Annotated in this window: 24 protein-coding genes; 11 read left to right on the forward strand and 13 right to left on the reverse strand. The window is 72.6% G+C overall.

Annotated features, from left to right (window positions below):
* Positions 1 to 38: 38 nt before the first annotated feature.
* Complete coding sequence (locus IEY96_RS14345) at positions 39 to 1322, reverse strand: lytic transglycosylase domain-containing protein (RefSeq protein ID WP_189195338.1); 1284 nt, start codon at positions 1320 to 1322, stop codon at positions 39 to 41.
* Positions 1323 to 1360: 38 nt separating this feature from the next.
* On the opposite strand from IEY96_RS14345, the gene IEY96_RS14350 reads away from it, so the two are divergent.
* Positions 1361 to 1582 carry an FmdB family zinc ribbon protein gene (locus tag IEY96_RS14350; protein WP_107076575.1) on the forward strand — a complete coding sequence of 74 codons (222 nt, stop codon included), beginning with the start codon at positions 1361 to 1363 and terminating at the stop codon, positions 1580 to 1582.
* 156 nt (positions 1583 to 1738) lie between these two features.
* Positions 1739 to 4537 carry an ATP-binding protein gene (locus IEY96_RS14355; protein WP_189195339.1) on the forward strand — a complete coding sequence of 933 codons (2799 nt, stop codon included), beginning with the start codon at positions 1739 to 1741 and terminating at the stop codon, positions 4535 to 4537.
* Positions 4538 to 4605: 68 nt separating this feature from the next.
* Here the strand turns inward: IEY96_RS14355 and IEY96_RS14360 are convergent, their stop codons facing one another.
* The gene (locus IEY96_RS14360; protein WP_189195340.1) at positions 4606 to 5145 is read right to left on the reverse strand and encodes a phospholipase; all 540 of its coding nucleotides are present in this window, start codon (positions 5143 to 5145) and stop codon (positions 4606 to 4608) included.
* Positions 5146 to 5320: 175 nt separating this feature from the next.
* On the opposite strand from IEY96_RS14360, the gene IEY96_RS14365 reads away from it, so the two are divergent.
* Complete coding sequence (locus tag IEY96_RS14365; protein WP_189195341.1) at positions 5321 to 6094, forward strand: PadR family transcriptional regulator; 774 nt, start codon at positions 5321 to 5323, stop codon at positions 6092 to 6094.
* Positions 6095 to 6257: 163 nt separating this feature from the next.
* Positions 6258 to 6944 carry a class I SAM-dependent methyltransferase gene (locus IEY96_RS14370; protein WP_229791601.1) on the forward strand — a complete coding sequence of 229 codons (687 nt, stop codon included), beginning with the start codon at positions 6258 to 6260 and terminating at the stop codon, positions 6942 to 6944.
* Positions 6945 to 6999: 55 nt separating this feature from the next.
* Here the strand turns inward: IEY96_RS14370 and IEY96_RS14375 are convergent, their stop codons facing one another.
* On the reverse strand, positions 7000 to 8658 hold the full coding sequence (locus IEY96_RS14375) for a glycoside hydrolase family 10-like protein (RefSeq protein WP_189195342.1): 1659 nt from the start codon (positions 8656 to 8658) through the stop codon (positions 7000 to 7002).
* A gap of 304 nt (positions 8659 to 8962) precedes the next feature.
* Between IEY96_RS14375 and IEY96_RS14380 the strand changes: the two genes are divergently transcribed.
* Positions 8963 to 10456, forward strand: a complete 1494-nt coding sequence (locus tag IEY96_RS14380) for an amino acid permease (protein WP_189195343.1) — start codon at positions 8963 to 8965, stop codon at positions 10454 to 10456.
* Positions 10457 to 10522: 66 nt separating this feature from the next.
* Here the strand turns inward: IEY96_RS14380 and IEY96_RS14385 are convergent, their stop codons facing one another.
* From IEY96_RS14385 to arfA, 5 genes are all read right to left on the reverse strand, one after another.
* Positions 10523 to 11425, reverse strand: a complete 903-nt coding sequence (locus IEY96_RS14385) for a glycoside hydrolase family 43 protein (protein WP_229791602.1) — start codon at positions 11423 to 11425, stop codon at positions 10523 to 10525.
* A gap of 107 nt (positions 11426 to 11532) precedes the next feature.
* A complete protein-coding gene (locus IEY96_RS14390) occupies positions 11533 to 12357 on the reverse strand; it encodes a carbohydrate ABC transporter permease (RefSeq protein ID WP_189195345.1) in 825 nt (274 codons plus the stop codon).
* Between the two features lie 10 nt (positions 12358 to 12367).
* The gene (locus tag IEY96_RS14395) at positions 12368 to 13330 is read right to left on the reverse strand and encodes a carbohydrate ABC transporter permease (RefSeq protein WP_189195346.1); all 963 of its coding nucleotides are present in this window, start codon (positions 13328 to 13330) and stop codon (positions 12368 to 12370) included.
* A gap of 6 nt (positions 13331 to 13336) precedes the next feature.
* Positions 13337 to 14668 carry an ABC transporter substrate-binding protein gene (locus IEY96_RS14400; RefSeq protein ID WP_189195347.1) on the reverse strand — a complete coding sequence of 444 codons (1332 nt, stop codon included), beginning with the start codon at positions 14666 to 14668 and terminating at the stop codon, positions 13337 to 13339.
* 37 nt (positions 14669 to 14705) lie between these two features.
* A complete protein-coding gene (arfA, locus tag IEY96_RS14405) occupies positions 14706 to 16217 on the reverse strand; it encodes an arabinosylfuranosidase ArfA (protein WP_189195348.1) in 1512 nt (503 codons plus the stop codon).
* Between the two features lie 148 nt (positions 16218 to 16365).
* Between arfA and IEY96_RS14410 the strand changes: the two genes are divergently transcribed.
* Positions 16366 to 17373, forward strand: a complete 1008-nt coding sequence (locus IEY96_RS14410) for a LacI family DNA-binding transcriptional regulator (RefSeq protein ID WP_189195349.1) — start codon at positions 16366 to 16368, stop codon at positions 17371 to 17373.
* 72 nt (positions 17374 to 17445) lie between these two features.
* Here IEY96_RS14410 and IEY96_RS14415 read toward each other — a convergent pair whose 3' ends face one another.
* The 3 genes from IEY96_RS14415 to IEY96_RS14425 form a co-directional block, all read right to left on the reverse strand.
* Positions 17446 to 18171: a methyltransferase domain-containing protein gene (locus tag IEY96_RS14415; protein ID WP_189195350.1), complete on the reverse strand. Its 726-nt coding sequence runs from the start codon at positions 18169 to 18171 to the stop codon at positions 17446 to 17448.
* 88 nt (positions 18172 to 18259) lie between these two features.
* The gene (locus tag IEY96_RS14420; protein ID WP_189195351.1) at positions 18260 to 18577 is read right to left on the reverse strand and encodes a hypothetical protein; all 318 of its coding nucleotides are present in this window, start codon (positions 18575 to 18577) and stop codon (positions 18260 to 18262) included.
* A gap of 38 nt (positions 18578 to 18615) precedes the next feature.
* Positions 18616 to 20253 carry an ABC-F family ATP-binding cassette domain-containing protein gene (locus IEY96_RS14425; protein ID WP_189195352.1) on the reverse strand — a complete coding sequence of 546 codons (1638 nt, stop codon included), beginning with the start codon at positions 20251 to 20253 and terminating at the stop codon, positions 18616 to 18618.
* Between the two features lie 79 nt (positions 20254 to 20332).
* Here IEY96_RS14425 and IEY96_RS14430 point away from each other — a divergent pair, with 79 nt between their 5' ends.
* The 3 genes from IEY96_RS14430 (at position 20333) to IEY96_RS14440 (ending at position 21874) form a co-directional block, all read left to right on the forward strand.
* On the forward strand, positions 20333 to 21103 hold the full coding sequence (locus tag IEY96_RS14430) for an ROK family protein (RefSeq protein WP_189195353.1): 771 nt from the start codon (positions 20333 to 20335) through the stop codon (positions 21101 to 21103).
* 91 nt (positions 21104 to 21194) lie between these two features.
* On the forward strand, positions 21195 to 21560 hold the full coding sequence (locus IEY96_RS14435) for a tetratricopeptide repeat protein (protein ID WP_091262954.1): 366 nt from the start codon (positions 21195 to 21197) through the stop codon (positions 21558 to 21560).
* Between the two features lie 59 nt (positions 21561 to 21619).
* Positions 21620 to 21874 (forward strand): Smr/MutS family protein, encoded by a 255-nt coding sequence (locus IEY96_RS14440; RefSeq protein WP_046564396.1) that lies wholly within the window; start codon positions 21620 to 21622, stop codon positions 21872 to 21874.
* 7 nt (positions 21875 to 21881) lie between these two features.
* Here the strand turns inward: IEY96_RS14440 and IEY96_RS14445 are convergent, their stop codons facing one another.
* Positions 21882 to 22331, reverse strand: coding sequence for a hypothetical protein (locus IEY96_RS14445; RefSeq protein WP_189195354.1), 450 nt, complete (start codon positions 22329 to 22331; stop codon positions 21882 to 21884).
* Between the two features lie 205 nt (positions 22332 to 22536).
* On the opposite strand from IEY96_RS14445, the gene IEY96_RS14450 reads away from it, so the two are divergent.
* The gene (locus IEY96_RS14450; protein ID WP_189195355.1) at positions 22537 to 23712 is read left to right on the forward strand and encodes a low temperature requirement protein A; all 1176 of its coding nucleotides are present in this window, start codon (positions 22537 to 22539) and stop codon (positions 23710 to 23712) included.
* A 296-nt stretch (positions 23713 to 24008) separates the two neighbouring features.
* Positions 24009 to 24419 (forward strand): FxLYD domain-containing protein, encoded by a 411-nt coding sequence (locus tag IEY96_RS14455; RefSeq protein ID WP_189195356.1) that lies wholly within the window; start codon positions 24009 to 24011, stop codon positions 24417 to 24419.
* A 61-nt stretch (positions 24420 to 24480) separates the two neighbouring features.
* Here IEY96_RS14455 and IEY96_RS14460 read toward each other — a convergent pair whose 3' ends face one another.
* Positions 24481 to 25083, reverse strand: a complete 603-nt coding sequence (locus IEY96_RS14460; protein ID WP_189195357.1) for a dihydrofolate reductase family protein — start codon at positions 25081 to 25083, stop codon at positions 24481 to 24483.
* Between the last annotated feature and the right edge of the window lie 44 nt (positions 25084 to 25127).

Genomic DNA, 25127 nt, shown 5'->3' on the forward strand with positions numbered 1-25127 from the left:
GGAAGGGTCCAGTCCGTGAATGTACGCGACCGGTCACGTCACGTACCGCTCAGCCGTCCGTATTCGTCGGCCTTGTCGAAGACGTCCTGGGCGTAGCGGCGTACATCGTTGTAGGACAGGATGGCGCCCCACCAGTCGCCCGGGATGGTCATGTTCCGGCCGCCCTTGCACAGGTAGCGGCCGGCGGCGAGGGCCGCGTCGTCGATGTCGTGCGGGTTCTTGACGCCGTCGTTGTCGGCGTCCGCGCCGATCTCCTGCCAGGTGCTCGGGATGAACTGCATGGGGCCGAGCGCCTTGTCGTAGACCCGGTCGTGGTCGAGCTGCCCCTGGTCGGTGTCGAGGATCCGGGAGCGGCCACCCTGCCCGTCCAGCGGGGCGCCGAGGATCTCCGGCGCGGCCACACCGTCGGGTCGGAGGGTGGCGTCGTCGAACGAACCGTGCGCGGACTCGACGTAGCCGATCGCGGCCAGCGTGGTCCAGCTCAGCTGGCAGCTCCGCTGCGTCTGGGCGAGCACCAGCTCGGCGTAGCCGTACGCCTGCAGTGCGACCGGCGGGATGCGGGTGGTCGCGCTGACCCGCTGCGCCCAGTCGGCCAGCGCGTCGGCCGGCCGGCCGGGGACCGCCGGGCCGACCACCGGACCGGTCGGCGTGCCTCCGGGGGTGGCCGTGCCGGTCGGGCCGAGCGTGCCGGGGAATCCGGTCGCGCCGGGCCCCACCGGCACGCCGGTCGCCCCGGGGACCACGCCGGCCTGGGGTACGCCCTGCACCGGGGCGTTCGTGGTGGCGTCGACGGCCACCGGCTGCGGCTTGCGGACCGCCGCGGGCACCAGCAGCGCGCCGGCCGTGGCGGTGGCCGCCACCAGGACGAGCAGGAAGAGAGCGGGCAGCGTGGTGCGCCCGCTCGGACGGCGCGACCAGGCGCGGGTGGCCCGGGCCGCGCCGACGGCGAGCTGCCTCGGCGGCGGCACCCGGCCCGCGTGCGCGAACGGCATCCGCCGACGTCGACCGCCTGCCGGTGCGGCCTCCGCAGCAACCGGCTCCGCTTCCGGGGCGATTGGCTTGGCCTTCAGCTCGGCCGACTCCGCCTCCGGAGCGAGCGGCTTGGCCTTCGGCTCGGCCGGCTCCGACTTCGGCTCGACCCGCTTGGCCGCCGGGTCGACGGGCGCCGTCTTCGGGTCCGCCTTGCTGTCGGCGGCCGGGTCGGGTGCCGGGTTGCTGCGAGGGCGGGGGACGGGGCCGGCGCCGCCGTCGGGCGCGGCCGGTCGCAGGGGCCGAACCGTCGATCGCTGCTCGCCGTCCACCACCCGTCGAGTATCACCCATGGCTGTCGAGTCGTCAGGTCCGGTCGTACGCTGATGGCATGCCCCGCTACGAGTTCCGCTGCCGCGCCTGCGGCGACACCTTCGAGGTCAACCGCCCGATGGCCGAGGCCGCTCAGCCGGCCTCCTGCCCGCAGGGACACGCCGACACGGTGAAGCTGCTGTCCACCGTGGCGGTCACCGGCCGGGGCGGCTCCGGGCCGGTCGGCGGGGCGTCGGCCCCGGCCGGCGGCGGCTGCTGCGGTGGCGCCTGCGGCTGCTGACGGCCCGCCCACCCTCGGCCCGCCGGTCGATCCGGCCTGCCGCCCGTGTGATCCTTTGGCACCTTGAGTCGGAATCTGCCCGGCCGTTCTCACGATGCGTGACCGCGTGACCATAGGGCAGCATGAAGCCGACGTCACGGGGCGGAGGTTCCACGCATGTCGCCACGGATCGACCTCCCGAGCGGATGGGTGACCTTCGTCTTCACCGACATCGAGGGCTCCACGCGCCTGGCCCAGCTGCTCGGTCCGGGCTACCGCCCGGTGCTGCGGGAACACCGCCGGCTGCTGCGCCACACGCTGGCCGGCACCGATGGGGCGGAACTGCTGACCGAGGGCGACTCGTTCTTCCTCGCCTTCCCGGACGCGGCCACGGCGGTGCATGCCTGCCTCACCGCGCAACGCGCGCTGGCCGGCCACGACTGGCCCACCCCGGAGGCCGCGCCCCGGGTCCGGATGGGCCTGCACACCGGCTACGCCGAACCCCGCGACGGCGAGTACGCCAGCCCCGAGGTCCACCGCGCGGCCCGGGTGGCCGCCGCCGCCCACGGTGGACAGGTGCTCTGCTCGGCCGCGACCGCCCGGCACGCCGACCCCCTGCCCGACGGGGCGTCCCTGTTGGACCTCGGGCTGCACCGGCTGCGGGGCTTCGACGACCGGGAGCGGTTGTTCCAGCTCGTCGCGCCCGGCCTGGAGCGGAGCTTCCCGCGGCCGCGTACCGCCGACGCGGCTGCGCACAACCTGCCCACCCAGGTCACCTCGTTCGTCGGCCGGGAGGCCGAGCGGGCCGAGCTGCGGCGGCTGGTCGAGACGTACCGGCTGGTGACCGTGCTGGGCGCGGGCGGGGCCGGCAAGACCCGGCTGGCGGTGGAACTGGCCTCCGGGATCGTCGAGGCGTACCCGGACGGGGTGTGGTTCGTCGACGTCGCCGCGGTGACCGATCCGGGGCTGGTCGCGTTCGAGATCGCCGCCGTGCTCGGGCTCCGCCCGGAGCCCGGCCGTCCCATGGTGGACACCCTCGTCGAGTACGCGGCGGCCCGGCGGATGCTGGTCGTGCTGGACACCTGCGACGCCCAGCCGGCCGCCTCGGCCGAGGTGATCTCCCGGCTGCTGGCCGGTGGCCGGGGCGTGCGGGTGCTGGCCACCAGCCGGGAGTCGTTCGGCGTGCCCGGCGAGGTGGTGTGGCGGATCCCGCCGCTCTCGGTGGACCCGGGCCCGGACGGCCGGGCGAGCGACGCGGTGGCCCTGCTGCTGGACCGCACCACGGCGGCCCGTGGCGGCCGGGCGCCGGGCCCCGCCGAGCAGGCCGACCTGCGCCGGGTGGTGCGCCGGCTGGACGGTCTGCCGCTCGCCATCGAGCTGGCCGCCGCGCGGTTGCGGGTGCTCTCGGCCGGGCAGCTCGCCGAGCGTCTCGACGACATGCTGGGCACCCTGGACGCCGGGCGGGAGGAGCTGGAGCCGGCCCCGGTGGAGGCCGGCTGGACCGGCAACCAGCAGGACACCGTCGACCTGGTGGCCGCCGCGACCGGGGCCGCCCCGGCCACCCCGGCGAGCCGGGCGGTGCAGCGCTCGGCGAACGAGCGGCACCTGACCATGCAGGCCACGGTCACCTGGTCGTACCGGACGCTGGGGGCGCGCTCGGCCCGGCTGCTGCGCTGGCTGGCCGTCTTCGCGGGTCCGGTGGACCTGCCGACCGTGCAGTGGCTGCTCGACGACGACCCGCTCGACCCGCTGTCGGTGCTGGTGGACAAGTCGATGGTGCTGGCCGAGCCGCACGCCTCGGGCAGCACCTACCGGATGCTGGACCCGATCCGGGCGTACGCGGCCCGGCGGCTCATCGAGGCCGGCGAGGAGCAGACCGCCCGGGACCGGCACGTCGCCTGGTCCCGGCACGCCCTGGACCGCGCCCACCTGGGCCCGGACGGCCGGCCGGTCACCCTCTCCCTGTACGCGCTCGACCCGCTCGCCGTGGAGTTGCGGGCCGCGCTGCGCTGGTGCGCCACCGGCGGGAGCGCCCGATCCGGGCTGCGGCTGGCCGGCGGGCTGGACCAGTGGTGGCGGGAGCGCGGGCTGGCCCGGGAGGGGCGGCTCTGGCTGTTCCGGCTCTACGGCCGGATCGCCGAAACCGGGGAGCCGATCCCGGAGGCCGAGCTGGCGGCGGCGTACCACATGCACTCGCTGCACGCCGGTGCGGACGGCGAGTTCGCCGAGGAGCTGCGCTACTCGCAGCGGGCCGAGGCGGCCGCCCGGCAGGCCGGCGACCTGGGGCTGCTGGCCCGGGTGCTCGCGGGACGGGCCGCGCCGCTTGTCGACATGGGACAGTTCGTCGAGGCGGAACGGGTCTGCCGGGAGGTCATCGACTGGGCGTACGCCCAGGACGTGGTCTCCGACGCGCTGCTCGCCGTCTACAACCTCGCCGAGCTGCTCTGGCGGCGGGGCGCGCTGGACGAGGCGGCCGAGGTGCTCGGCGCGGCCCGCCCGGTGGAGGCGGCCCGCCCGGTCGAGCGGGGTCGCCGCTCGGTGGACATGCTGCTCGGCCTGGTGGCGCTGGCCCGGGGCGATCTGGTCGCCGCGCACGAGCACCTGCTGGTGGCACTCCGGTCCCGGATGAGCCACGGCTACCTGGGCCGGGCCTGCGACACGTTGAACGCGATCGCGGTGCGCTGCGCGCTGGGCGGGGAGCCGGTGAGCGCCGCCCGGCTCTTCGGCGCGGCCCAGGCCACCCGGGCCAGCCTGCGCGCCACGCCGGGCATCTACGGCCCGTACTGGCTGGCCCGCCAGGCGGAACTGCGGCGCACCCTCGGCGACGCCGCGTTCGACGCCGCCTACGCCACCGGCGCCGCCCTCCGTCTGGAGGAGGCCGCCGCCCTGGCCCTCGACCTGGAACACCCCGACCTGACGACGCCCGACTCCCCGCGCTTCACGGCCCCCGCCCCGCGCCGCTCCACGGCGAGTTGACCAAGAGGTTCGCGTCGGGATCCGGGCTTCCGGTGACGCGAACCTCTTGGTCGACGACGAGAAGAGGGTCAGCGCAGGGCGGCTTGGCGTTCGGCGTTGGCCTTCATGCGGGCGGCGCGGTCGATGTCGGCCTGTCGCACCGCGGCGACGGAGCCGAAGGCGCTGACCGCCTGGTAGTAGGTCCAGGCCAGGCTGTAGCAGGCCGGCCGGACGATGGAGCTGTACGTGGCGCAGACCCGCTTCAGGTCCTCGTAGAAGGCGCTGTCCAGCCGGGACTTGTTGGCCGCGAAGATGCCCATCGCCTTGTGGTTGCGGTAGCCGAAGTCGTGCCGGTAGCAGGAGAGGCTGAAGTTGAAGCCGAGCGGGTTGTCCGGGCTCGACGAGCAGTAGTCGGTCGACCAGTCGAAGGCGTACTCGGTCCAGGCGGACTTGTTCAGCCGGGCGGAGTTCCAGGCGTTGTAACTGGTGGCGCTGGTCTGGGTCCAGCTGGAGAGCACGGCGAGCTTCTGCTCGGTGCTCACCGCGGCGGCGGCGGGGGTGGCCACGCCGATGGCGGTGAGCAGGGCGATCGTGCCGGCGGCGAGCAGAGTGGCGAGACGTCGGGTCACGGGTACCTCCCCGGGGGTGTGGGTCAGATGTCGATGATTTTCGATCACCTGCGGAACCGGGGGCGATGGTCCGGGCGACGTGTTGGTGACATACGTCGAAACAGACGAATGCCTTGCCAGCGGGGCGCTCGAGCGTAATACTCGTCTACGAGTAATCGGCGACGAGGAGGCGGCGGTGGCGAAGCGACGCCGGGTGGGGAACCTGCTGGCCCTCGCCGTGCTCGCGGCACTGGTCGAGCGGCCCCGCCACCCCTACGAGATCGCCGCCGTGCTGCGGGCCCGCGGCAAGGACCAGGACATGCCGATCAAGTGGGGCTCGCTCTACACGGTGGTGGCGAACCTGGAGCGGCACGGCCTCGTGGCGGCGGTGGAGAGCGGCCGGCAGGGGCGGCGCCCCGAGCGCACCGTCTACCGGATCACCGAGGCCGGCCGCGCGGAACTCGTCGACTGGACGCGGGAACTGGTCGCCGTCCCGGAGCGGGAGCAACCCCGGTTCGAGGCCGGCCTCTCGGTGCTCGGCGTCCTCAGGCCCGACGAGGCGCTGGAGCTGCTGCGGCAGCGCCTCGACCGGCTGGAGGCCCAGCTCGCCGCGCAGCGGGCGGCGCTGGCCGGGCACGCCCGTGAGGTGCCCCGGATCTTCCTCATCGAGGCCGAGTACGACCTCGCCGTCCGGGAGGCCGAGGCGACCTGGGTGCGCGGCCTGCTCGACGAGCTGACGACCGGCGCGCTGCCGGGGCTGGCCGAGTGGCGGGCCTGGCACGAGACCGGCGCGGTGCCGCCCGAGTGGGCGGACCTGGCGGACCGCGGGACCGAGCCGCACGGAGGCCTGGCGGACCTGGCGGACCGCGGGACCGAGCCGCACGGAGACCTGGCGGACCTGGCGGACCGCGGGACCGAGCCGCACGGAGACCTGGCGGACCTGGCGGAGAGGGGGACCGAGCCGCACTGACAGTGGACCCCGGCGGGGTGCGGGAACACCACCGCCGGGGCCCTGACCTGCGAACCGAGACCGCGGGAACGGCAACCCGGCCGCAAGGTGGCAACCGCAACGATAACCGGGCTCCCGTCCCCGGGTCGGTTCGTGCCCGCACGACCCGAGACCGGAGGAAGAGATGAGCACGAAGGACCTACGTGCGCCCAAGCGCAAGCTGCTGCCCGAGATGGAGGGGCGGACCGCCCGCTGGTACGCCCGCAACCGCGGCTCCGCCGCGCAACTGGCCGAGTACCGGCGGCAGGCCGCCCGGCTGGCCGAGGGGCTGCCGCCCGGGGCGGCGGTGCTGGAGGTGGCGCCCGGCCCCGGCTACCTGGCGATCGAGCTGGCCCGGCTGGGGGCGTACCGGATCACCGGGCTGGACGTCAGCCACACGTTCGTGGAGCTGGCGGGGGAGGCCGCCCGGCGCGCCGGCGTCGAGGTGACCTTCCGCCAGGGCGACGTGCACGAGCTGCCGTTCCCGGCGGACTCGTTCGACCTGGTGGTCTGCCAGGCCGCGTTCAAGAACTTCGTCCGCCCCGTGCGGGCGCTGGACGAGCTGCACCGGGTGCTCCGGCCGGGCGGCCGGGCGGTGATCCACGACCTGCGGGCGGACGCCACTCCGGCGGACATCGAGCGGGAGGTGGCCCGGATGGGGCTGGGTGGGCTGGACGCCTTCTGGACCCGCTCCGCGCTGCGGATGCTGCGGCGGCGGGCGGTCACCGCCGACGCCTTCGCCCGGCTCGCCGGGGCGAGCGCCTTCGGCGGCGCCGAGGTGGACCGGGACGGGCTGGTCGGGCTGGAGGTGCGGCTGCGCAAGGCCGCCTGAGACGCCGGGACGCCCGGGGCGGGTGCCCCGGGCGTCCCCTGTCGTGCGGGTCAGGTCAGCGCACGAAGTGCGGCGGGCTGACCGGGCCTTCGTTCCAGACCCGGTCCAGCGCGGTCACGTAGTAGGTGTGCGCGCCGTCCGTCGCGGTGGTGTCCACCCAGGACTGCACGCCGCCGTCCGTGCCGCGGACGGTGGCGACCAGGTGGGACGCGTCGGCGAAGTCGCAGCGGTCGGCCAGGCCGACGCCGTCGAACCGGTAGATCGCGTACGCGGTGGCCTCGCCGAACGGGCCCTGGCCGTCGGCCGGCTGCCGCCAGCTCAGGCGCACCCCGTCGTCCTGCCGCTCGGCGCGGGTGACCACCGGGGGAAGCAGCGGCTTGGCGGGCAGCTGCGACATGGTCGGCACCAGCGCCGGGCGCGAGTAGTGCTCGGCCGCGTAGATGTCGGTGGCGCCGAGCCGGTTCGCCCGCACCTGCACCGCGGAGAAGTGCACGTTGCCGAGCACCTCCGGGTACGACCGGTTGAGCGTCAGGTGGTTCGACAGCTCCCGCGGGTTCATCCAGAACGAGCCGTACGCCGGGTCGCCGCTCTTGTAGTCGGCCTGCCCGATGTAGAGCTGCACGTTCGTGCCGCGCACGGTCTCCGCCCACCACGGCACGAGCCGGGCGTAGTCGGCGGCCGGGTACTGGCCGATGTACCAGTAGAGCTGCGGCACCACGTAGTCGATCCACTCCTCCTTGACCCACTTGCGGGTGTCGGCGGAGATGATGTCGTACGACTGCGAGCCGGTGGTGTCCGAGCCGTTCGGGTCCGCCGACTTGTTGCGCCAGATGCCGAACGGGCTGACCCCGAACTTCACCCACGGCTTCGCCGCCTTGATCTTGCCGTTCATCTCCTGGATCAGCAGGTTGATGTTGTCCCGCCGCCAGTCGGCCTTGTCGGTGAAGCCCCGGTTGTACGCCGCGAAGGTGGCGTCGTCCGGCACCTGCCAGGTGCCGCTCGGGTACGGGTAGAAGTAGTCGTCGAAGTGCACGCCGTCGATGTCGTACCGGTTGACCGCGTCCATCATCGCGGTCTGCACGAACTCGCGGACCTCGGGGATGCCGGGGTTGTAGTAGAGCCGACTGCCGGCGACGCCGGCCGGCGGGTAGGCGAACACCCAGTCCGGGTGCTGCCGGGCCGGGCTGTTCGGCGCCAGCTTCGACAGGTCGGCGCCGGCGCCGCCCGGGGCGGGCATGGAGACCCGGTACGGGTTGAACCAGGCGTGGAACTCCAGGTTCCGCTTGTGGGACTCCGCGACGAGGAAGGCCAGCGGGTCCCAGCCGGGGTCCTTGCCGCGGACGCCGGTGAGGTACTCCGACCACGGCTCGTAGGGCGACGGCCAGAACGCGTCGGCGGTCGGCCGGACCTGGACCACGACGGCGTTGTGGTTGAGCTTCTGGGCCAGGTCGAGCCAGGCCAGGTACTCGGCCTTCTGCTTGGCGACCTGGTCCGGGGCGGTCCAGGAGTCCTTGGTGGGCCAGTCGATGTTCGTCACCGAGGCGATCCACATGGCCCGGAACTGCCGCTTGGGAACGGCCGGGTCGGTGACGCAGGTGGTCGCGGTGGAATCGGTCGCCGTGTCGCTCTCCGCGGCGCTCGCGGGGGTGCCGGCGACGAGCGCGCCGAGCAGCGCCACGGCCAGCCCGGCGGCTCTGAGCCGAGTTGCCTTCATGCGGTGCGGTCCCTTCGTTGGGGCTCCCGGGGGCGGTGTCGGGTGGCGGAGGACGCTCGGTGCATCCGGCAAGATTCGCCGCAGAGTATCCATCGCCGGTAGAAAACTTTCATCAATCCGCAGGCGGCGCAAGACCTCCGGGCGGATCGATGCGCAGGTCGGGCCGAACGTCCGAGGGTGACTCGGCACACACCCCGATCCGTGACGTTCCCGACACGGGCCGTACCGGATTACCGGGCCCGGGCCCTGGGTAGCTTGGCCGGTCACGGACCGCCACGGTGGTGGTCGCACGGTGGAGGTGATCATGTCCGTCCTGCGGACCAAACCGATCGGGGACGTGCTCGCCCAGGGTGAGGCCGACGGTGAGGACGGCCGGCCCGGGCTGCGCCGCCGGCTCGGCTCGATCGACCTGATGGGCTTCGGGATCGGCATCGTGATCGGCACCGGCATCTTCACGCTGACCGGCATCGAGGCGAAGAACCACGCCGGGCCCGGCGTGGTGATCTCGTTCGCCATCGCCGGCGTGGTCGCGCTGCTCGCCGCGCTCTGCTACGCCGAACTGGCGTCCAGCGTGCCGACCGCCGGCAGCGCCTACACCTACGCGTACGCGACGATGGGCGAGATCGTCGCCTGGATCATCGGCTGGGACCTGCTGCTGGAGTTCGCGCTCGGCTCGGCCGTGGTCGCCCGGGGCTGGTCCGGCTACCTGGCCTCGTTGCTCAACCTGCCCAGCGCCTGGTTCGCCGAGGAGGGCAGCGTGGTCAACCTCGGCGCCATCGCGATCGTGCTGATCCTGGGCGCCGTCGGCATCGTCGGCATCCGCGAGTCCGCCCGGGTGACCAACCTGCTGGTCCTGGTCAAGGTCGCCATCTGTGTCTTCATCGTGGTCGCCGGGTTGTTCTTCGTGAAGGCCACCAACCTCAGCCCGTTCATCCCGTCGAGCGAGATGGCCGGCGCGGGCGAGGACGGCATCCGGCAGCCGGTCACCCAGGCCGTCTTCGGGCTGGAGCCGTCCGTCTTCGGCTTCGCCGGGGTGCTCACCGCCGCCGCGGTGGTGTTCTTCGCGTACACCGGCTTCGAGGCCGTGGCGAACCTCGGTGAGGAGACCCGCAAGCCCCGCCGCGACCTGCCCCTGGGCCTGCTCGGCACGCTGGGCGTCTCCACCGTGCTGTACATCGGCGTCTCGCTGGTGGTGGTCGGCATGGTGCGCTACACCGACATCGACGAGGGCGCCCCGATCGCCTCGGCCTTCGAGGCGGTCGGCGCCGGCTGGGCGGCCGTCCTGGTCTCCATCGCCGCCGTCGCCGGCCTGACCAGCGTCATCCTGGTCGACCTGGTGGCCATGGGCCGGATCGGCTTCGCCATCGCCCGGGACGGGCTGATCCCGCCGTCGATCGCCAAGATCCACCCGCGCTGGGGCACCCCGTACCGGATCTCCGCGATCATGACCGTCGGTGTGGCCCTGCTCGCGGGCTTCCTGCCGCTCTCCGCACTGGCCGACCTGGTCAGCATCGGCGCGCTCTGCGCGTTCGTGCTGGTCTCGGTCGCGGTGCCGATCCTGCGCCGGCGGCGCCCCGAGCTGGAGCGGCCGTTCAAGGTGCCGTTCTCGCCGGTGCTGCCGATCGTGTCCGCGCTGGCCTGCCTCTACCTGATGCTCAACCTGTCGGTGGAGACCTGGCTCCGGTTCCTCGCCTGGATGCTTCTCGGCGCGATCATCTACTTCGGCTACGGCCACCGGAAGAACCGCCTGGCCCGCCGCGAGCAGCGGCGGAACCCGGAGCCGGCCGTGACGAGCTGACCGAGAACCGGAGACGACATCGCGGTATCCCGGCACCGGGGATACCGCGATGTCGCGTCTTCCGGCTCAGGGGCGCGGCTGGGCCTCCGCCGTCGGACCCTTCACCACGGGCCGGCCGTCGGTCCAGACCACCTCGTCGAGCCAGACCTGGCGGCCCGGGTCGGTGCTGCCCTCCTGCCCCGGCGGCCAGGCGTGGTACAGCAGCCAGGTGCGGCCGTCCTTCTCGACCATCGAGGCGTGCCCCGGGCCGGAGGCGACCGCGTTCGACTTCAGGATCGGGTTCTCCGCGGCCTTCACGCACGGCCCGGTGGGGCTCTCGCAGACCGCGTAGCCCTCGGCGTAGGTGTCCCGGTCGTAGGCGTTGGCGGCGAAGAAGAGCAGCAGCTTCCCGTCGTGCCGGTGGAAGAACGGCCCCTCGACGAGCGTGCCCTCCCAGGGCTCGGTCTGCTTGAGCAGCTTCGCCGGCGTGCCGGCCAGCCGCAGCCCGTCCGGCGAGAGGCGCTGCGACCAGAGCCAGGTGTCCACCCCGATGGCGTTGCCGTCGTTCTTCCAGAGCAGCCAGAGGCTGCCGTCGGTGTCCCGGTACGGGCTGGCGTCGATCGAGCCGCCCAGCTCCGCCTGGCAGACCAGCGGCCCCTCCGCGTCGTCCCGGTACGGCCCGAGCGGGGTGGTCGCCACCGCCCGGCCGAGGCACTGCCGGCCGGAGGCCCGGTCGGCCACCGTGTAGTAGAGGACGAACCGGTCCGGGGCGAGTTGGATGACCTCCGGCGCCCAGGTCTTCCCGGCGTCGGCCCAGGCCGGCAGTTCCGGCAGGGCGTCGCCGGCCTCGGTCCACCCGACCAGGTCGGGCGAGGTGAGCACCGGGACGTTCCGGCCGCCCGAGTTGGTGTGGAACAGGTACCAGGTCTCGCCGACGCGGATCGCCTGCGGGTCGGGGGCGTCGCTGCGGACGACCGGGTTGGTGAACACGCGCGCGTCCTCCGGCGTACTCGATGGGGTTTCTCCGCTGCCGCAACCGGCGACGAGCAGCGCGGCGGTCAGGGCCGCCGCGCCGCGTCGCCGGATCCGCCGGTCGATCATCCCTTCAGGCCGCTGCGGGACACGCCCTGGATGATGTGCCGCTGGGCGAGCACGAACAGGATCAGCACCGGCAGGCTCGCCAGCACCGCCCCCGCCATGATCACCGGATAGTCGGTGACGTAGGCGCCCTGGAGCAGGCCCAGGCCGGCCGGCAGGGTCAGCCGCTCCGGGCTGAACAGCACGTAGACCGGCCACAGGAAGTCGTTCCAGTTGGCCAGGAACGACAGCACCGCCAGGGTGGCCAGCGCCGGCTTCGACAGCGGCAGCAGCACGCGGGTGAAGACCTGCCAATGGTTCGCGCCGTCCAGCACGGCCGCCTCCTCCAGCTCGGCCGGGATGGAGAGGAAGAACTGGCGCAGGAAGAAGACCCCGAACGCGCTCGCCGCGCCGGGCACGACCACCACCGTCAGGGTGTCGAGCCAGCCCAGCCGGTCGGCGATGATGAAGTTCGGGATGATCAGCGAGGTGGGCGGCAGGAACAGCGTCCCGACGATCAGCGCGAAGCTCAGCTTCCGGCCGCGGAACCGCAGCCGGGCCAGGGCGTACCCGGCCATCGACGCGGTGACCAGCACCAGCAGCGTGTGCAGGCTGGCGGCGAGCATGCTGTTGACGAACCAGCGCAGCACCGGGTTGGCGGTGTTGTTGACGATCTGGTCATAGCCGTAGGTGGAGAACGGGTCCGGCAGCCAGCTCGGCGGATCCTGCTGCGCGTCGTCGTACGTCTTCAGCGAGGTCAGGGTCATCCAGACCAGCGGGGTCACGAACACCGCGGTGATCAGGACCAGCGCGGTGTAGCGCACGGCCCGACGCACGTTCGTCATGGTCGTCCCCTCAGTCTTCCCGGTAACGGAACAGCCGGAAGTTGACGATGCTGACCACCGCCAGCAGCAGCGCGAAGAGCACGCTCATCGCGGACGCCTGACCGACGTCGTAGTTGCGCAGTCCCTCGTCGACGATCCGCCAGACCACCGTCCGGGTCTGCTCGCCCGGCGCGCCCTGCGTGATCAGGAAGGACTGCCCGAAGACGTTCGCCGACGCGAGGATCGTCGTGGTGAGCACGAAGATCAGCACCGGGCGCAGCCCGGGGAGGGTGACGTGGCGGAACCGGTCCCACGCGCTCGCGCCGTCGACCCGCGCGGCCTCGTACAGCTCGGCCGGGATGTCCTGGAGGCCGGCCAGGTAGATCACCGCGTTGAAGCCGCAGGTCCACCAGACCGTGACGCCGACCAGGGAGACCCAGGCCCACGGCACGTCGGTCACCCAGGGGGTGTCCGCGGGCAGCCCGACCGCCCCGAGCAGCCGGTTCACCATGCCGAGGTTCGCGTCCAGCAGGAAGCGCCAGAGCAGGCCGATCACCGCGACGCCGAGCACGTACGGGGCGAAGAAGGCGGCCCGGAAGAACGTCCGACCGGGGAACTTCTCGTTCAGCAGCAGGGCCAGGCCCAGCGGGACCACCACGAGCAGCGGCACCGACAGCACCGTGAAGATCGCCGTCGCCCGGACGCTGGACCACCAGTCCGCGTAGTCGGCCGAGTCACTGGAGAACAGATCCCGGTAGTTCTCCAGCCCGATGAACGGCCGGTTCGGCAGCTGGAGGTCCCACTGGTGCAGGCTGATCCAGACCCCGAACAGGATCGGCGCCAGCCCGAAGACCAGGAAGAGAACCAGGTACGGCGCGAGGAAGAGGTAGGGCGTCGCCCGGTGCCCGCGTTCCGTCACGCCCCGGCGGCGGGGCCGGCCCGCCGGGGGCGGCGCGTCACCACGCGCCGCCCCGACCTCGATCACGTCCGCCACCGCGGATCAGCTCCCGTACTTCTTGCGGTTGTCCTCGAGCTGCTTGTTCGCCTTGGCCACCCCGTCGTCCAGGGCCTGCTTCGGCGACTTCTTGCCCAGCGCCGCCTCGTTGAAGGAGTTGTAGAAGGTGGTCATCACCTCGCCGAGGCCGGGCGCGGCCGGCGGGAACGCGGCGTACTCCAGCTCGGGGGCGAGCGAGCTGATCTCCGGCAGGGCCTTGAACTCGGCGCCCTCCCGGACCGCCTTGCGGGCCGGGATCTGGCCGCCCTTGGCCCAGTCCAGCGAGTGCTGGCTGAGCCAGTTGATGAAGACCTTGGCGCCGGAGACCTTGTTGTTGTCGGCGCTGCGCTGCTTGACGATGGTGAAGTTGTGCGAGTTCGCCCAGGCGGCCTTCTGGCTGCCGATCTGCGGCAGCGGCGCGACGCCCCACTGCACCGAGGGGCTCTTCTTCAGGTCGTTGATCTGCCAGATGCCGTTCCAGTTGAAGGCGTTCTTGCCGCTCTTCAGCGCCAGGTAGTCGGCGTCCTGGCCGACGTTGGCGGGGGAGAAGCCCTGCTTGATCATGTCGACCAGCCAGGTGCACGCCTCGACGGCCGGGTCCGAGTTGAAGGTCGCCTTCGCCACCTCGGCGTCGAAGAGCGTCCCGCCCCACTGGTGCAGCAGGCTGTAGAAGGTCATGCCGCCGGTGAACTGGAACGGGCTGACCCAGAAGCCCTGGACGCCGGACTTCTTCAGCTCGGTCAGCGCCGCGGTGTACTCGTCCTTCGTCGTCGGCGGCTTGTTCGGGTCCAGCCCGGCCTTCTGCATGACCCCCTTGTTGTAGTAGAGGCCCAGGGGGTGCATGTCCAGCGGGATGCCGTACCGCTTGTCGTGGTAGATGCCGCCCTTCCACACCGTCGGCGCGAAGTCGCCCTCGCTCAGCTCCAGGGTCTTGGCCACGTCGTCCAGCTCGTTGATCACGCCGCGGGCGGCGAAGGTGGCGAGCTGGTCCATGTGCATGACCGCGATGTCCGGCCCGTTGCCGCTGGTGACCGCGCCGGGCAGCTTGCTGTAGTAGTCCTGCCACTCGTAGGTGATCACGCTGACGGCGATGTTCTGGTGCTCGGTGTTGAACTGCTCGACCAGCTTCTTGAAGATGTCGCCGTCGCCGCCGGTGAAGCCGTTCCACAGCTTCAGGTCGACCTTCGGGCCGGTGTAGTCCTTGCCGCCGTTGCCGGCCGCGGTGGACTTGTCGGAGCTGCTGCCGCCGCCGCAGCCGGACAGCGTCAGCGTGGCCGCCGCGCCGAGCCCGAGGCCGAGGCCCAGCAGCCGCCGCCGGCTCATCTCGTTCTGGATCATGCGTACTCCTTGGGGGACGGGATGCAGTATTGCCTGGTCACGGCTGAGGCGTGAAGCGCAGCAGGTTCCAGGAGCAGGCGGGCAGCGCCACGGAGCACCGGCCGCCGTCGAGGGTGGGGGTGGTGAGCTGCCGGGGCGTCACCCGGGTGGGCTCCGCCTCGGTGTTCGTGGCGGCCGGGTCGTCGCCCGCCGCGAGGGTGGTGTGTTCGACCGCGCGCAGGCCGGGCAGCCCGCGCAGGTCCAGGTCGAGGGGGAGGTCGTCCGGACCCCGGTTGACCGCGAAGACGGCCAGGCCGCCGGTCTCCTCGTCGTGCACGGCGACGGTGTCGAGCACCGGCACCTCGCCGTACCGCTTCGTCTCGTACATCGGGCCGACCGGCTCGGTGCGCAGCACGGTGCCCCGCGCGTGCCGGGCGGTCAGGGCGAACGGGTGGAAGATGCTCTGCCGCCAGGCCGGCCCGCCGTTCCGGGTCCGGATCGGGGCGATCACGTTGGCGAGCTGCGCCTGGCAGGCCACCCCGACCCGGTCGGCGTGCCGGAGCAGGGTGATCAGCAGGTCGCCGACCACCACCGCGTCGACGGCGTTGTAGTCGTCCTCGATCAGGGCCGGCGCCTCGACCCAGCCGCGCCGGTCCAGGTCGGCCTGGAGGCGGGACTGGTACCAGACGTTCCACTCGTCGAAGGAGATCTTCAGCCGGCGCTTCTGCCGCTGCTTGGCGGCCACGTGGTCGGCGGTGGCGACCACCTCGCGGATGAAGTTGTCCATGTCGACCGCCGAGGCCAGGATGCTGGCCCGGTCGCCGTCGGACGGGTCGTAGTAGGTGTGGGCCGAGATGTAGTCGACGTGCTCGTAGGTGTGCTCCAGCACGGTCGCCTCCCAGGAGGCGAAGGTCGGCATCCCCCGGTTGGAGCTGCCGCAGGCGACGAGGCTGATCGAGGGGTCGATCATCTTCATGGCGCGGGCCGTCTCGGCGGCGAGCCGGCCGTACTCGTCGGCGGTCTTGTGGCCGACCTGCCAGGGCCCGTCCAGCTCGTTGCCGAGGCACCAGAGCCGCACCCCGTACGGGTCCTCGGCGCCGTGCTTGCGGCGCAGGTCGGACAGCTGCGTGCCGCCCGGGTGGTTGGCGTATTCGAGCAGGTCGCACGCCTCCTGCACGCCGCGGGTGCCGAGGTTGACGGCCATCATCGGCTCGACGCCGGCCTCGGCCGCCCAGGTCATGAACTCGTCCAGCCCGAACGCGTTGGTCTCGACCGTCTTCCAGGCCAGGTCGAGCCGGCGCGGGCGGTCGCCGACCGGGCCGACGCCGTCCTCCCAGCGGTAGCCGGAGACGAAGTTGCCGCCCGGGTAGCGGACCACCGAGACACCCAGCTCCCGGGTCAGTTCCAGCACGTCGCGCCGGAAGCCGCGCGGGTCGGCGTCCGGGTGGCCCGGCTCGTAGACCCCGCCGTAGACGCAGCGACCCATGTGCTCGACGAACGAACCGAAGAGGCGACGGTCGGCCGCTCCGATGGTGAAGGTCGGGTCGATCGTCAGCTGCGCGTTCGGCACGGTGCCACCCTTTCCTCGGTGCTGTCCCGGTGACCTCGGTCACCGGTGTCCTTGGTTTGTACAACGTTGTAAGCAACGATGTAAAGGGGTCGTTACGTCGTCGTGACGCGGTAGAGTGCGCCCCAGCAGTCACCCGGGAGGAAGCTCAGTGCGGCACAGGCTCAAGGACGTCGCGGAACGGGCCGGCGTGTCGGTGAAGACCGTCTCCAACGTGGTCAACGGCTACCAGCACGTCCGCGCGGACACGCGCGCCCGGGTCGAGGCGGCCATCGCCGAGCTCAACTACCGGCCCAACCTCTCCGCCCGTAACCTGCGCAAGGGGCGCACCGGGGTGATCGCCCTGGCCGTGCCCGAGCTGGACATCCCCTACTTCGCCGAGCTGGCCCGGCACGTGGTCACCGCCGCCGCCGAGCACGGCTGGACGGTGCTGATCGACCAGACCGGCGGCGGCCCGGAGCAGGAACGCAAGGCCGCGAGCGGTATCGGCGACCACATGATCGACGGCCTGATCTTCAGCCCGCTCGCGCTCACCGCGGACGACCTCGCCGGCCTCGACGGCATGCCCATGGTGCTGCTCGGCGAGCGGGTGGACCACGGCCCCGCCGACCACGTGGTGGTCGACAACGTGGCCGCCGCCCGGGAGATCACCGCCCACCTCGTCGGGCTCGGCCGCCGCCGGATCGCCGCGATCGGCTCGCAGCGCACCCCCGAGGGGGCCAGCGCCCGGCTCCGCCTGGCTGGCTACACGGCCGCGCTGGCCGACGCCGGCATCGCGTACGACGAGCGGCTGGTGGCGCCCGCGCCGGCCTGGCACCGCGCGGACGGCGCGGCCGCCATGCGGCACCTGCTCTCCACCGGGGTACGCCCGGACGCCGTCTTCTGCTTCAACGACACCCTGGCCCTCGGCGCGCTGCGCGCCCTGCACGAGGCCGGCCTGCGGGTGCCCGACGACGTCGCCGTGGCCGGCTTCGACGACATCGAGGACGGCCGCTTCTCCATCCCCACCCTCAGCACCGTCGCCCCCGACAAGGAACGCATCGCCCGCCTCGCGGTCGAACTCCTGGCCAACCGCCTCACGGCCGACCCGGAAACCCCACCCCGGGAACTGGTCGCCCCCCACCGCCTCGCACTCCGCGAATCCGCCCCGCCTCGCTGATCATGAGGTTGCCGGCGAAGTCGATCTCCCGGAGCGCCGCCAACCTCATGATCGACGGCGGGAGGGGCGGGGTCAGTCGAAGAAGCGGGCCAGGTGGGACCTGGACGGGGGTGGGGCGTCCGGTGCCAGGGGCGTCAGGTCGGCGAAGATGGAGGCGCCGTCGCAGCCCGCGTGCAGCGGGTACCAGCGCGGGGTGCCGGGCGGGCGCTGACCGCAGACGCCCTTGATGGTCTGCACGTCCAGCAGGCGGACGTGGGTCGGGTCGGCCACCGCGTTCACGTGCCGCCACCAGGGGCTCATCACGTGCAGCACGCCGCCCGGGCGCAGCACCCGGTGGCACTCGTCCAGCAGCGGCAGGAAGTCGATCAGGTGCTCCAGGATGTGCACCGCGAAGAACACGTCCACCGAGTCGTCGGCCAGCGGCAGCGAGCCGGACAGGTCCGCCACCGCGTTCACCCCCGGCGCCGGGTAGATGTCCAGCCCCAGGTTGCCCGGCCACTGCTTGGTCGCCCCGCAACCCAGGTCCACCACCACGGGCGCGCGCCCGGCGACGCTCACCCGGCACCAGACGCCGAGCACCCCGGCCAGCCGGCCCACCAGGTCCCGGAGCAGCCGCAACTGGGCCGGGTCGGCGACCGCGCCGTCGAGGTGGGCGACGCCGCGGTCGAAGCGCACCTCCACGGTCAGCCCGCGCAGTCGCTCGTCGTGCCGGGCCAGGTCGGCCCACGCCTCGGCGAGGAAGCCGTCGACCTCCCGCAGCCGCTCGCCCGAGAGTGCGGATTGCGCCACCGCCACCATGCGCCACCTCCGGGCGGCGCGATACCCGCATCCCCGCCCGATATGCCTTCCCTGCCCGAGTCCGGGCCACCGCCGACCGGCGCGGCGGTCAGCCGGTGATGGTGCGGCGGGCGGTGCGGGAGCCGCGCATCCGCTGGCGGGGCTGCGGGGCGGCCGCCTTCGGCCGTTTCAGGTGGTAGCGGTGCAACTCGTTGTTGCCGGGCAGCGACGGGTCCTCGCTCATCGCGACCAGTTCCCAGCCCTGGTCACCGGCCCGGTTCAGGTGGGCCAGCGCGGTGTCGCCGTACGGCGTGACGTCGATCATGGAGCCGTCCGGGCCGTACCAGATGAAGACGACCTCCCACCCGATGTCGGTGGTGGCGGCCTGGCGGCGGCGGACCAGCAGCGCGTACTCCCACTTGAGCATGGGTTCATTCTCGCCCCGCGCGACCGGGTCGGCACGGATCAATCCTCGGCGATCCGTCCGTCCGCCACCCGCAGCCGCCGGTTCACGCTCACCGCGTCCAGCATCCGCCGGTCGTGGGTCACCAGCAGCAGGGTTCCCGGGTAGCCGGCCAGGGCCGATTCGAGCTGCTCGATCGCCGCCAGGTCCAGGTGGTTGGTCGGCTCGTCGAGCACCAGCAGGTTCACCCCGCGCCCCTGGAGCAGGGCCAGCGCGGCCCGCGTCCGCTCCCCGGGGGATAGGGTCGCCGCCGGCCGCAGCACGTGGTCGGCCCGCAGGCCGAACTTGGCCAGCAACGTCCGCACGTCCGCCGGGCTCAGCTCGGGTACGGCGGCGCCGAACGCGTCCAGCAGGGGCTGGTCGCCGAGGAAGAGCCCCCGGGCCTGGTCCACCTCGCCCACCACCACGCCCGGGCCGAGCGCGGCGTGCCCCTCGTCCAGCGGCAGCCGGCCGAGCAGGGCGGCCAGCAGAGTGCTCTTGCCGGAGCCGTTCGCCCCCGTGATCGCCACCCGGTCGGCCCAGTCGATCTGGAGGTCCACCGGGCCGAGGGTGAAGTCGCCACGGCGTACGACGGCGCCCCGGAGCGCGGCCACGACGGCGCCGGCGCGGGGCGCGGCGGCGATCTCCATCCGCAGCTCCCACTCCTTGCGCGGCTCCTCGACCACCTCCAGCCGCTCGATCAACCGCTCGGTCTGCCGGGCCTTCGCGGCCTGCTTCTCGCTGGCCTCGGAGCGGAACTTGCGGCCGATCTTGTCGTTGTCGGTGGCCTTGCGGCGGGCGTTCTTCACGCCCTTCTCCATCCAGGACCGCTGCGTCCGGGCCCGCGCCTCCAACTGGGCCCGGGTGCCGGCGTACTCCTCGAACTCCTCGCGGGCGTGCCGGCGGGCCACCTCGCGCTCCTCCAGGTAGGCCGCGTAGCCGCCGCCGAAGTGGTTGACCTGCCCCTGGTGCAGGTCCAGTTCCATGATCCGGGTGACCGTCCGGGTGAGGAACTCCCGGTCGTGGCTGACCAGCACGGTGCCGGCGCGCAGCCCGGTGACGAACCGCTCCAGCCGGTCCAGGCCGGCCAGGTCCAGGTCGTTGGTGGGCTCGTCGAGCAGGAAGACGTCGTACCGGCTGAGCAGCAGCGAGGCCAGCCCGGCCCGGGCCGCCTGGCCGCCGGACAGGCCGGTCATCGGGTGCTCCAGGTCGACGCGGAGCCCCAGCTCGGCGGCGACCTGCTCGGCCCGCTCGTCCAGGTCCGCCCCACCGAGGTCGAGCCAGCGCTCCAGCGCCGTGGCGTACGCGTCGTCCGCGCCCGGCGCACCCGCGGTCAGCGCCTCCGTGGCGGCGTCCAGGGCCGCCTGCGCCGCCGTCACCCCGGTACGCCGGGCCAGGAAGTCCCGGACCGTCTCGCCCGGCCGGCGCTCCGGCTCCTGCGGCAGGTAGCCGACGGTGGCGGCGGGCGGGTTCAACGCCACCGACCCCTGCTCCAGCGGCTGGAGCCCGGCGAGGGTGCGCAGCAGGGTGGACTTGCCGGCGCCGTTCACCCCGACCAGCCCGACCACGTCGCCCGGGGCGACCACCAGGTCCAGGTCGGTGAAGAGGAGGCGGTCGCCGTGCCCGGCGGTGAGGTCCTTGGCGATCAACGTGGCGCTCATGAGGAGACCGAGCCTACCGGCGCGGCGAATCGGTTGACCCGCGCTCGGGGCCGGTCTGGGGTGAGGAAGACTCACAGCCGTGGTGACCACTCTGGCGATCGACTGCGGGGGCGGCGGGATCAAGGCCTCCGTGCTGGACGCCGCGGGGACGATGCGGGCCCGGCCGCTGCGCGTCCCCACGCCGTACCCGCTGCCACCCGCCCTGTTCGTCAAGACGCTGCTGGACCTCGGCGGCCGGCTGCCCACGGCGGACCGGCTCACCGTCGGGATGCCCGGCATGATTCGGCACGGCGTGGTGGTGGCCACCCCGCACTACGTGACCCGCTCCGGCCCGCGCAGCCGCGTCGACCCCGCCCTGGTCGCCGAGTGGTCCGGGTACGACGTGCGCAGCGCCCTGGCCGAGGCGTTCGGCGTGCCGGCGCTCGTGCTCAACGACGCCGAGGTGCACGGCGCGGGCGTCGTCGCCGGGACCGGCTGCGAGCTGGTGCTGACCCTCGGCACCGGGCTGGGCAGCGCGCTCTTCGACGGCGGGGTGCTCGCCCCGCACCTCGAACTGTCGCACGCGCCGGTGCGCTGGAACACCACCTACGACACGTACGTCGGGGAGCCGGAACGGCGGCGCCTGGGCGACGCCTTCTGGTCCCGGCGGATCCGCCAGGTCGTGGACGGCCTGCGGCCGGTCTTCCGCTGGGACCGGCTCTACCTGGGCGGCGGCAACTCGCGGCTGATCCGGCCGGAACAACTGGCCCGGATGGGCGACGACGTCGTGGTCGTCCCGAACACGGCCGGCATCGTCGGTGGTGTCCGGGCCTGGGACCTGGTGGGCGACCGGTACGACCCGACCCCCTGAGCGCGATCACACCCGAAGGAACACTCGCGGTACGGCTGACGTTGTGCCAGCGTCGGACAAAGGGCTGGCGCGACACGAGGAGGTGGGTCGAGTGGATCTTCTGGCGGAGTACCGGCGGGCGACCATGTTCTTCGAAGCAGGTGACCCGACCGGGGCGGCCCGGCTGCTCGAGCCCATCGTCGAGGCCGAGCCCGGCAACTCCTCGGTACGGCAGCTGCTGGCCCGGGCGTACTTCCAGTCGGCCCAGCTCAACCGGGCCGAGGAGCAGCTGCGCGAGCTGGTCGACCGGGACCCGAGCGACCACTACGCGCACCACGTGCTGGGCCGGACGCTGGAGCGGATGAACCGCCCCGCCGACGCGCTGCGGCACCTGCGCATCGCGGCGGCCATGTACTCGACCAACGCCGACTACACCGCGGCGCTGCGCCGGGTGGAGGGCAAGGTCGGCGGCCGCTGACGGTCGACCACGAAGGGCAGCCCTGCCGGGCTGCCCTTCGTCGTACCTACGATGGGCTGGTGAAGCTCAAGCTCGATCTCCACGACATCTACAACCGGGGCCACGACATCGACCGGGCCCTGCGCGGGATCATGGACGAGGCCGTGGCGAAGAAGGCCACCTTGGTGGAGATCATCCCCGGCAAGGGTTCCGGCCAGCTCAAGAAGAAGGTGCTGCGCTTCCTCGACCAGAAGGACGTCAAGCAGCTCTACCACCGGGTCGAGAAGGACTCGAAGAACTTCGGCCGCCTCTTCGTCCACTTCCGCTGGAAGTAGCGGGGATTCACCCGCGCCGGTCGCCGGCGGACAGGTGGGGCGCGAGGTAGCGGATCGTCGGCCCGTCCGGATCCTGGTAGTCGAGGACGATGTCCGGATCGCCGCCCGCCGGGAACGCGTCCTGACCGGGGCCGGCGGTCACCCGGACGCCCACGCGCAGCACGCCACGATCGGTCCCGGTGGCGAGCCCGCCCGTGATGACCACGACGCCCGAACCGTGCTGTCCCCGGACCGGGTGCGGGTCGCCGGCCTCTCCCGGCTTCGACCCGGCCGGGCGGTAGCGGCAGACGCGGCCCCGGGCGTGCAGGGCCTGCGTGAGGTGGTCGACCACGGCGAGGCGGGACGCGGGGCAGGCCACCTCGATCCGTAGGCCCTTGTCGGCCGACGCCGCGACGATGGCGTCGGCGATCGTCGCCAGCGTTGCCCGCTCCCGGGCGATCGCGGAGAGGTCAGTCACGGCGGTGCCGTTCGACCAGGCTTGGCTTCACCTTCCTACAGGCGCGACCGGCCCGGCCGCTTGTTACATCGCGTTCCCGGCGGCCGGTCCGCCCGAGGGGGCGGGGAATGCCGATCCGGGGACGGGCCACCGTGGCGGCCCCGATAATCGGCGGGGACGCAGCGTCGCCCGCGACCCGGCGTCGACGGGTGGCGGGAGGTCGGGCATGACGACCGGAGGCAGCAGCGAGCTGGTGCGCCGGCCGAGCGGTTCGACCCGTGCGACCCTGCTGGAGCTGCTCTTCGACGTCGTCTTCGTGGCGGCGCTGGCGCTGGTCTCGATGCTGATCGCCGAGCGGGCCTCGTGGGACGGCGTCGCGCCGGTCGTGATCATGCTGATGGCGGTCTGGTGGACCTGGTCGATCACCTCGACCACCACCGACTTCTACGACCCGGACCAGCGACCGATCCAGGCCATCCTGATGGTCACCATGCTCGGTGCCGTGGTGACGGCGGCGGCGCTGGCCGTCGACTCGCACGCGCTGGTCTTCGCGGTCGGCTACGTGATCCCGCATCTGGTGCGTGGGGTGGTGCTGGTGGCCGTGCTGCACCAGCACCGGCACATGGCCGAGCAGCGGGCCGCCCGCTTCCTCTTCTGGTTCGTGGTCTCCAGCTTCTTCTGGATCGGCGGCGGGCTGCTGCCGGACGGATGGTCCTGGGTGCTCTGGGCCGTCGCGGTGACGATCGACTACGTCTCGGCGGCGGCGCGCTACCCGACGCCCGGGCTCGGCCGGGTGCCGTTCGCCCAGTACGAGAAGACCACCGACCACCTGGGCGAGCGCTACCAGCAGTTCGTCATCCTGGCGCTCGGCGACGTCATCCTGGTGCCGACGCTGGAGATCAGCGCCGCCGAGTTCACCCTGGCCCGGGCGGCCGCCTTCCTGGGCGCCTTCGCCGCCATGCTGCTGCTCTGGCAGGTCTACGTCCTGGGAGCCGGCGACATCGTGCGGACCACCGCCCCGCGGCTGCTGCGGCGGGCGACCCGGCTGGCGCCGTACACGCACCTGGTCATGCTCGCCGGCATCGTCTGCACCGCCGCCGCATTCGATCTGGTCGTCGAGCGGCCGACCGGCGACACGCCGCGGCGTTGGATCGCGCTGATCTTCGGCGGGCCGGCGCTCTTCCTGCTCGGCCGCACCCTGTTCACCTACAAGATCGTCGGCACGGTCCCGTGGCACCGGGTGTTCTGGTTGCTGATCCTGGTGGCCGCGATGCCGTGGGTGGGCGGCTGGCCGCCGGTGCTGGTCACCACCCTCGTCGTGCTGATGCTGGCGGGGGTGGTGACCGGCGACGCCATGGGCGGGCGGTCGAGCCGCCCCCGGCTGCGCAGGCGCCCTGGTTGATCATGCTCAGCCGAGTGGCCGGGCTCCTCCGCCCAAATAGTTGCCCTGGGTGACTGATTGTCCGACAGCAAGCACCGTGCTGGTTGATCTTGCGAAGGCGTCCGCTGTGACACTCTCTGCCCGGGTCGCCCCCTACCGGGGGCGTCGCCATGACCTGCGGAAACAAGCACAGGTGTGCCGCCGGCCCGGAACGGCCCCCGGCGGCTCACGATCGTCCATGAAAGGCACAACGAATGTCGCAGCCGACCCCGCCCCCTCCGCCCGGGTACGCCCCCGTGCCCCCGCCCAAGAAGGGGATGTCGACCGGGCTGAAGGTCTTCCTCATCATCGCCGGCCTGGCCGTCCTGCTCTGCGGCGGCGGCTTCGTGGCGTGCACCGCCCTGGTCGGCAAGGCGGCCGACGACGTCAGCAAGAGCCAGGACGCGAAGGCCGGGCACGTCGAGCTCAAGTCGTGCGAGGCCGAGTCGGCCGGCGACGAGTTCCTGGCGAACGTGAAGTTCGACGTCGAGGTGAACAACACCAGCAAGGACCAGAACACGTACCTCGTCGACGTGTTCGTGCTCGACGCCAAGGGCACCCGGGTGGGCAACACCACCGCCATCGTCTCCGACGTGCGGCCCGGCCAGAAGGCCGTCGAGCAGGGCATGGTCGTGCTGAGCCAGAAGGTGACCGGCGACGTCAGCTGCAAGATCGACAAGGTCTCCTGACCCGCTGACCGTGGCCCCCGGGCGATCCCCCCGGGGGCCACACGGCCCGCCACCGGCAGTGTTAGCCCTGCCTGCGGACCCGGTAGGCCAGGTGGGTGACCCCGTTGCCCTGGACGACCCTGGTGGGCCCCTCCAACTGGACGGGCGCGACCTTCAGGCCGGCGAAGAACGGGATGCCGTCGCCCAGCAGGACCGGGACGAGGTCGACGTGCACCTCGTCGAGCAGGCCGGCGGCCAGGACCTGCGCGGCGATGGTGCCGCCGTTGACGCCGACCTGCTTGTCGCCGGCGATCGCCTTCGCCCGGTCGATCGCGCTCTCGATGCCGTCGGTGACGAACACGAACGAGTCGCCCTCCCGGTCCCAGCCCTCCGGCACATGGTGCGTGACCACGACCACCGGTACGTCCATCGGGTGGCGGCCGCCCCAGCCGTTCGTCATGTCGAACAGCCGCCGGCCAACGACCAGCGCCCCGGTCCGCTCGTTCAGCTCGCGGAGGTGTTCCGCGCTCGCCGCCGACGTACGGAAGGTCATGTCGGGGTTGGCCGTCGGCGTCTCCACGTCGCCGTTGCCGTACCACTGGAAGAGGTGTTCGAACCCACCGTGGGTCGCGTCGGCGATGTAGCCGTCCAGCGACATGGTGGCTCCGGTCGTCGCCTTCGTCATCGTGCTGCTCCTCAACTCGCGGGCCTGTCCGTCACCCGGGAGTA

Source organism: Micromonospora fulviviridis (assembly GCF_014648395.1).
GTDB lineage: Bacteria > Actinomycetota > Actinomycetes > Mycobacteriales > Micromonosporaceae > Micromonospora > Micromonospora fulviviridis.

Excerpts from the sequence above, each read along its gene's own strand:
- IEY96_RS14420 (WP_189195351.1), bottom strand. The coding sequence starts at position 18,577 with ATGCTCAAGTGGGAGTACGCGCTGCTGGTCCGCCGCCGCCAGGCCGCC.
- IEY96_RS14355 (WP_189195339.1), top strand. The coding sequence starts at position 1,739 with ATGTCGCCACGGATCGACCTCCCGAGCGGATGGGTGACCTTCGTCTTC.
- IEY96_RS14415 (WP_189195350.1), bottom strand. The coding sequence starts at position 18,171 with ATGGTGGCGGTGGCGCAATCCGCACTCTCGGGCGAGCGGCTGCGGGAG.
- IEY96_RS14370 (WP_229791601.1), top strand. The coding sequence starts at position 6,258 with ATGAGCACGAAGGACCTACGTGCGCCCAAGCGCAAGCTGCTGCCCGAG.
- IEY96_RS14455 (WP_189195356.1), top strand. The coding sequence starts at position 24,009 with ATGTCGACCGGGCTGAAGGTCTTCCTCATCATCGCCGGCCTGGCCGTC.
- IEY96_RS14460 (WP_189195357.1), bottom strand. The coding sequence starts at position 25,083 with ATGACGAAGGCGACGACCGGAGCCACCATGTCGCTGGACGGCTACATC.
- IEY96_RS14375 (WP_189195342.1), bottom strand. The coding sequence starts at position 8,658 with ATGAAGGCAACTCGGCTCAGAGCCGCCGGGCTGGCCGTGGCGCTGCTC.
- IEY96_RS14425 (WP_189195352.1), bottom strand. The coding sequence starts at position 20,253 with ATGAGCGCCACGTTGATCGCCAAGGACCTCACCGCCGGGCACGGCGAC.
- IEY96_RS14380 (WP_189195343.1), top strand. The coding sequence starts at position 8,963 with ATGTCCGTCCTGCGGACCAAACCGATCGGGGACGTGCTCGCCCAGGGT.
- IEY96_RS14400 (WP_189195347.1), bottom strand. The coding sequence starts at position 14,668 with ATGATCCAGAACGAGATGAGCCGGCGGCGGCTGCTGGGCCTCGGCCTC.
- IEY96_RS14345 (WP_189195338.1), bottom strand. The coding sequence starts at position 1,322 with ATGGGTGATACTCGACGGGTGGTGGACGGCGAGCAGCGATCGACGGTT.
- IEY96_RS14450 (WP_189195355.1), top strand. The coding sequence starts at position 22,537 with ATGACGACCGGAGGCAGCAGCGAGCTGGTGCGCCGGCCGAGCGGTTCG.
- IEY96_RS14390 (WP_189195345.1), bottom strand. The coding sequence starts at position 12,357 with ATGACGAACGTGCGTCGGGCCGTGCGCTACACCGCGCTGGTCCTGATC.
- IEY96_RS14350 (WP_107076575.1), top strand. The coding sequence starts at position 1,361 with ATGCCCCGCTACGAGTTCCGCTGCCGCGCCTGCGGCGACACCTTCGAG.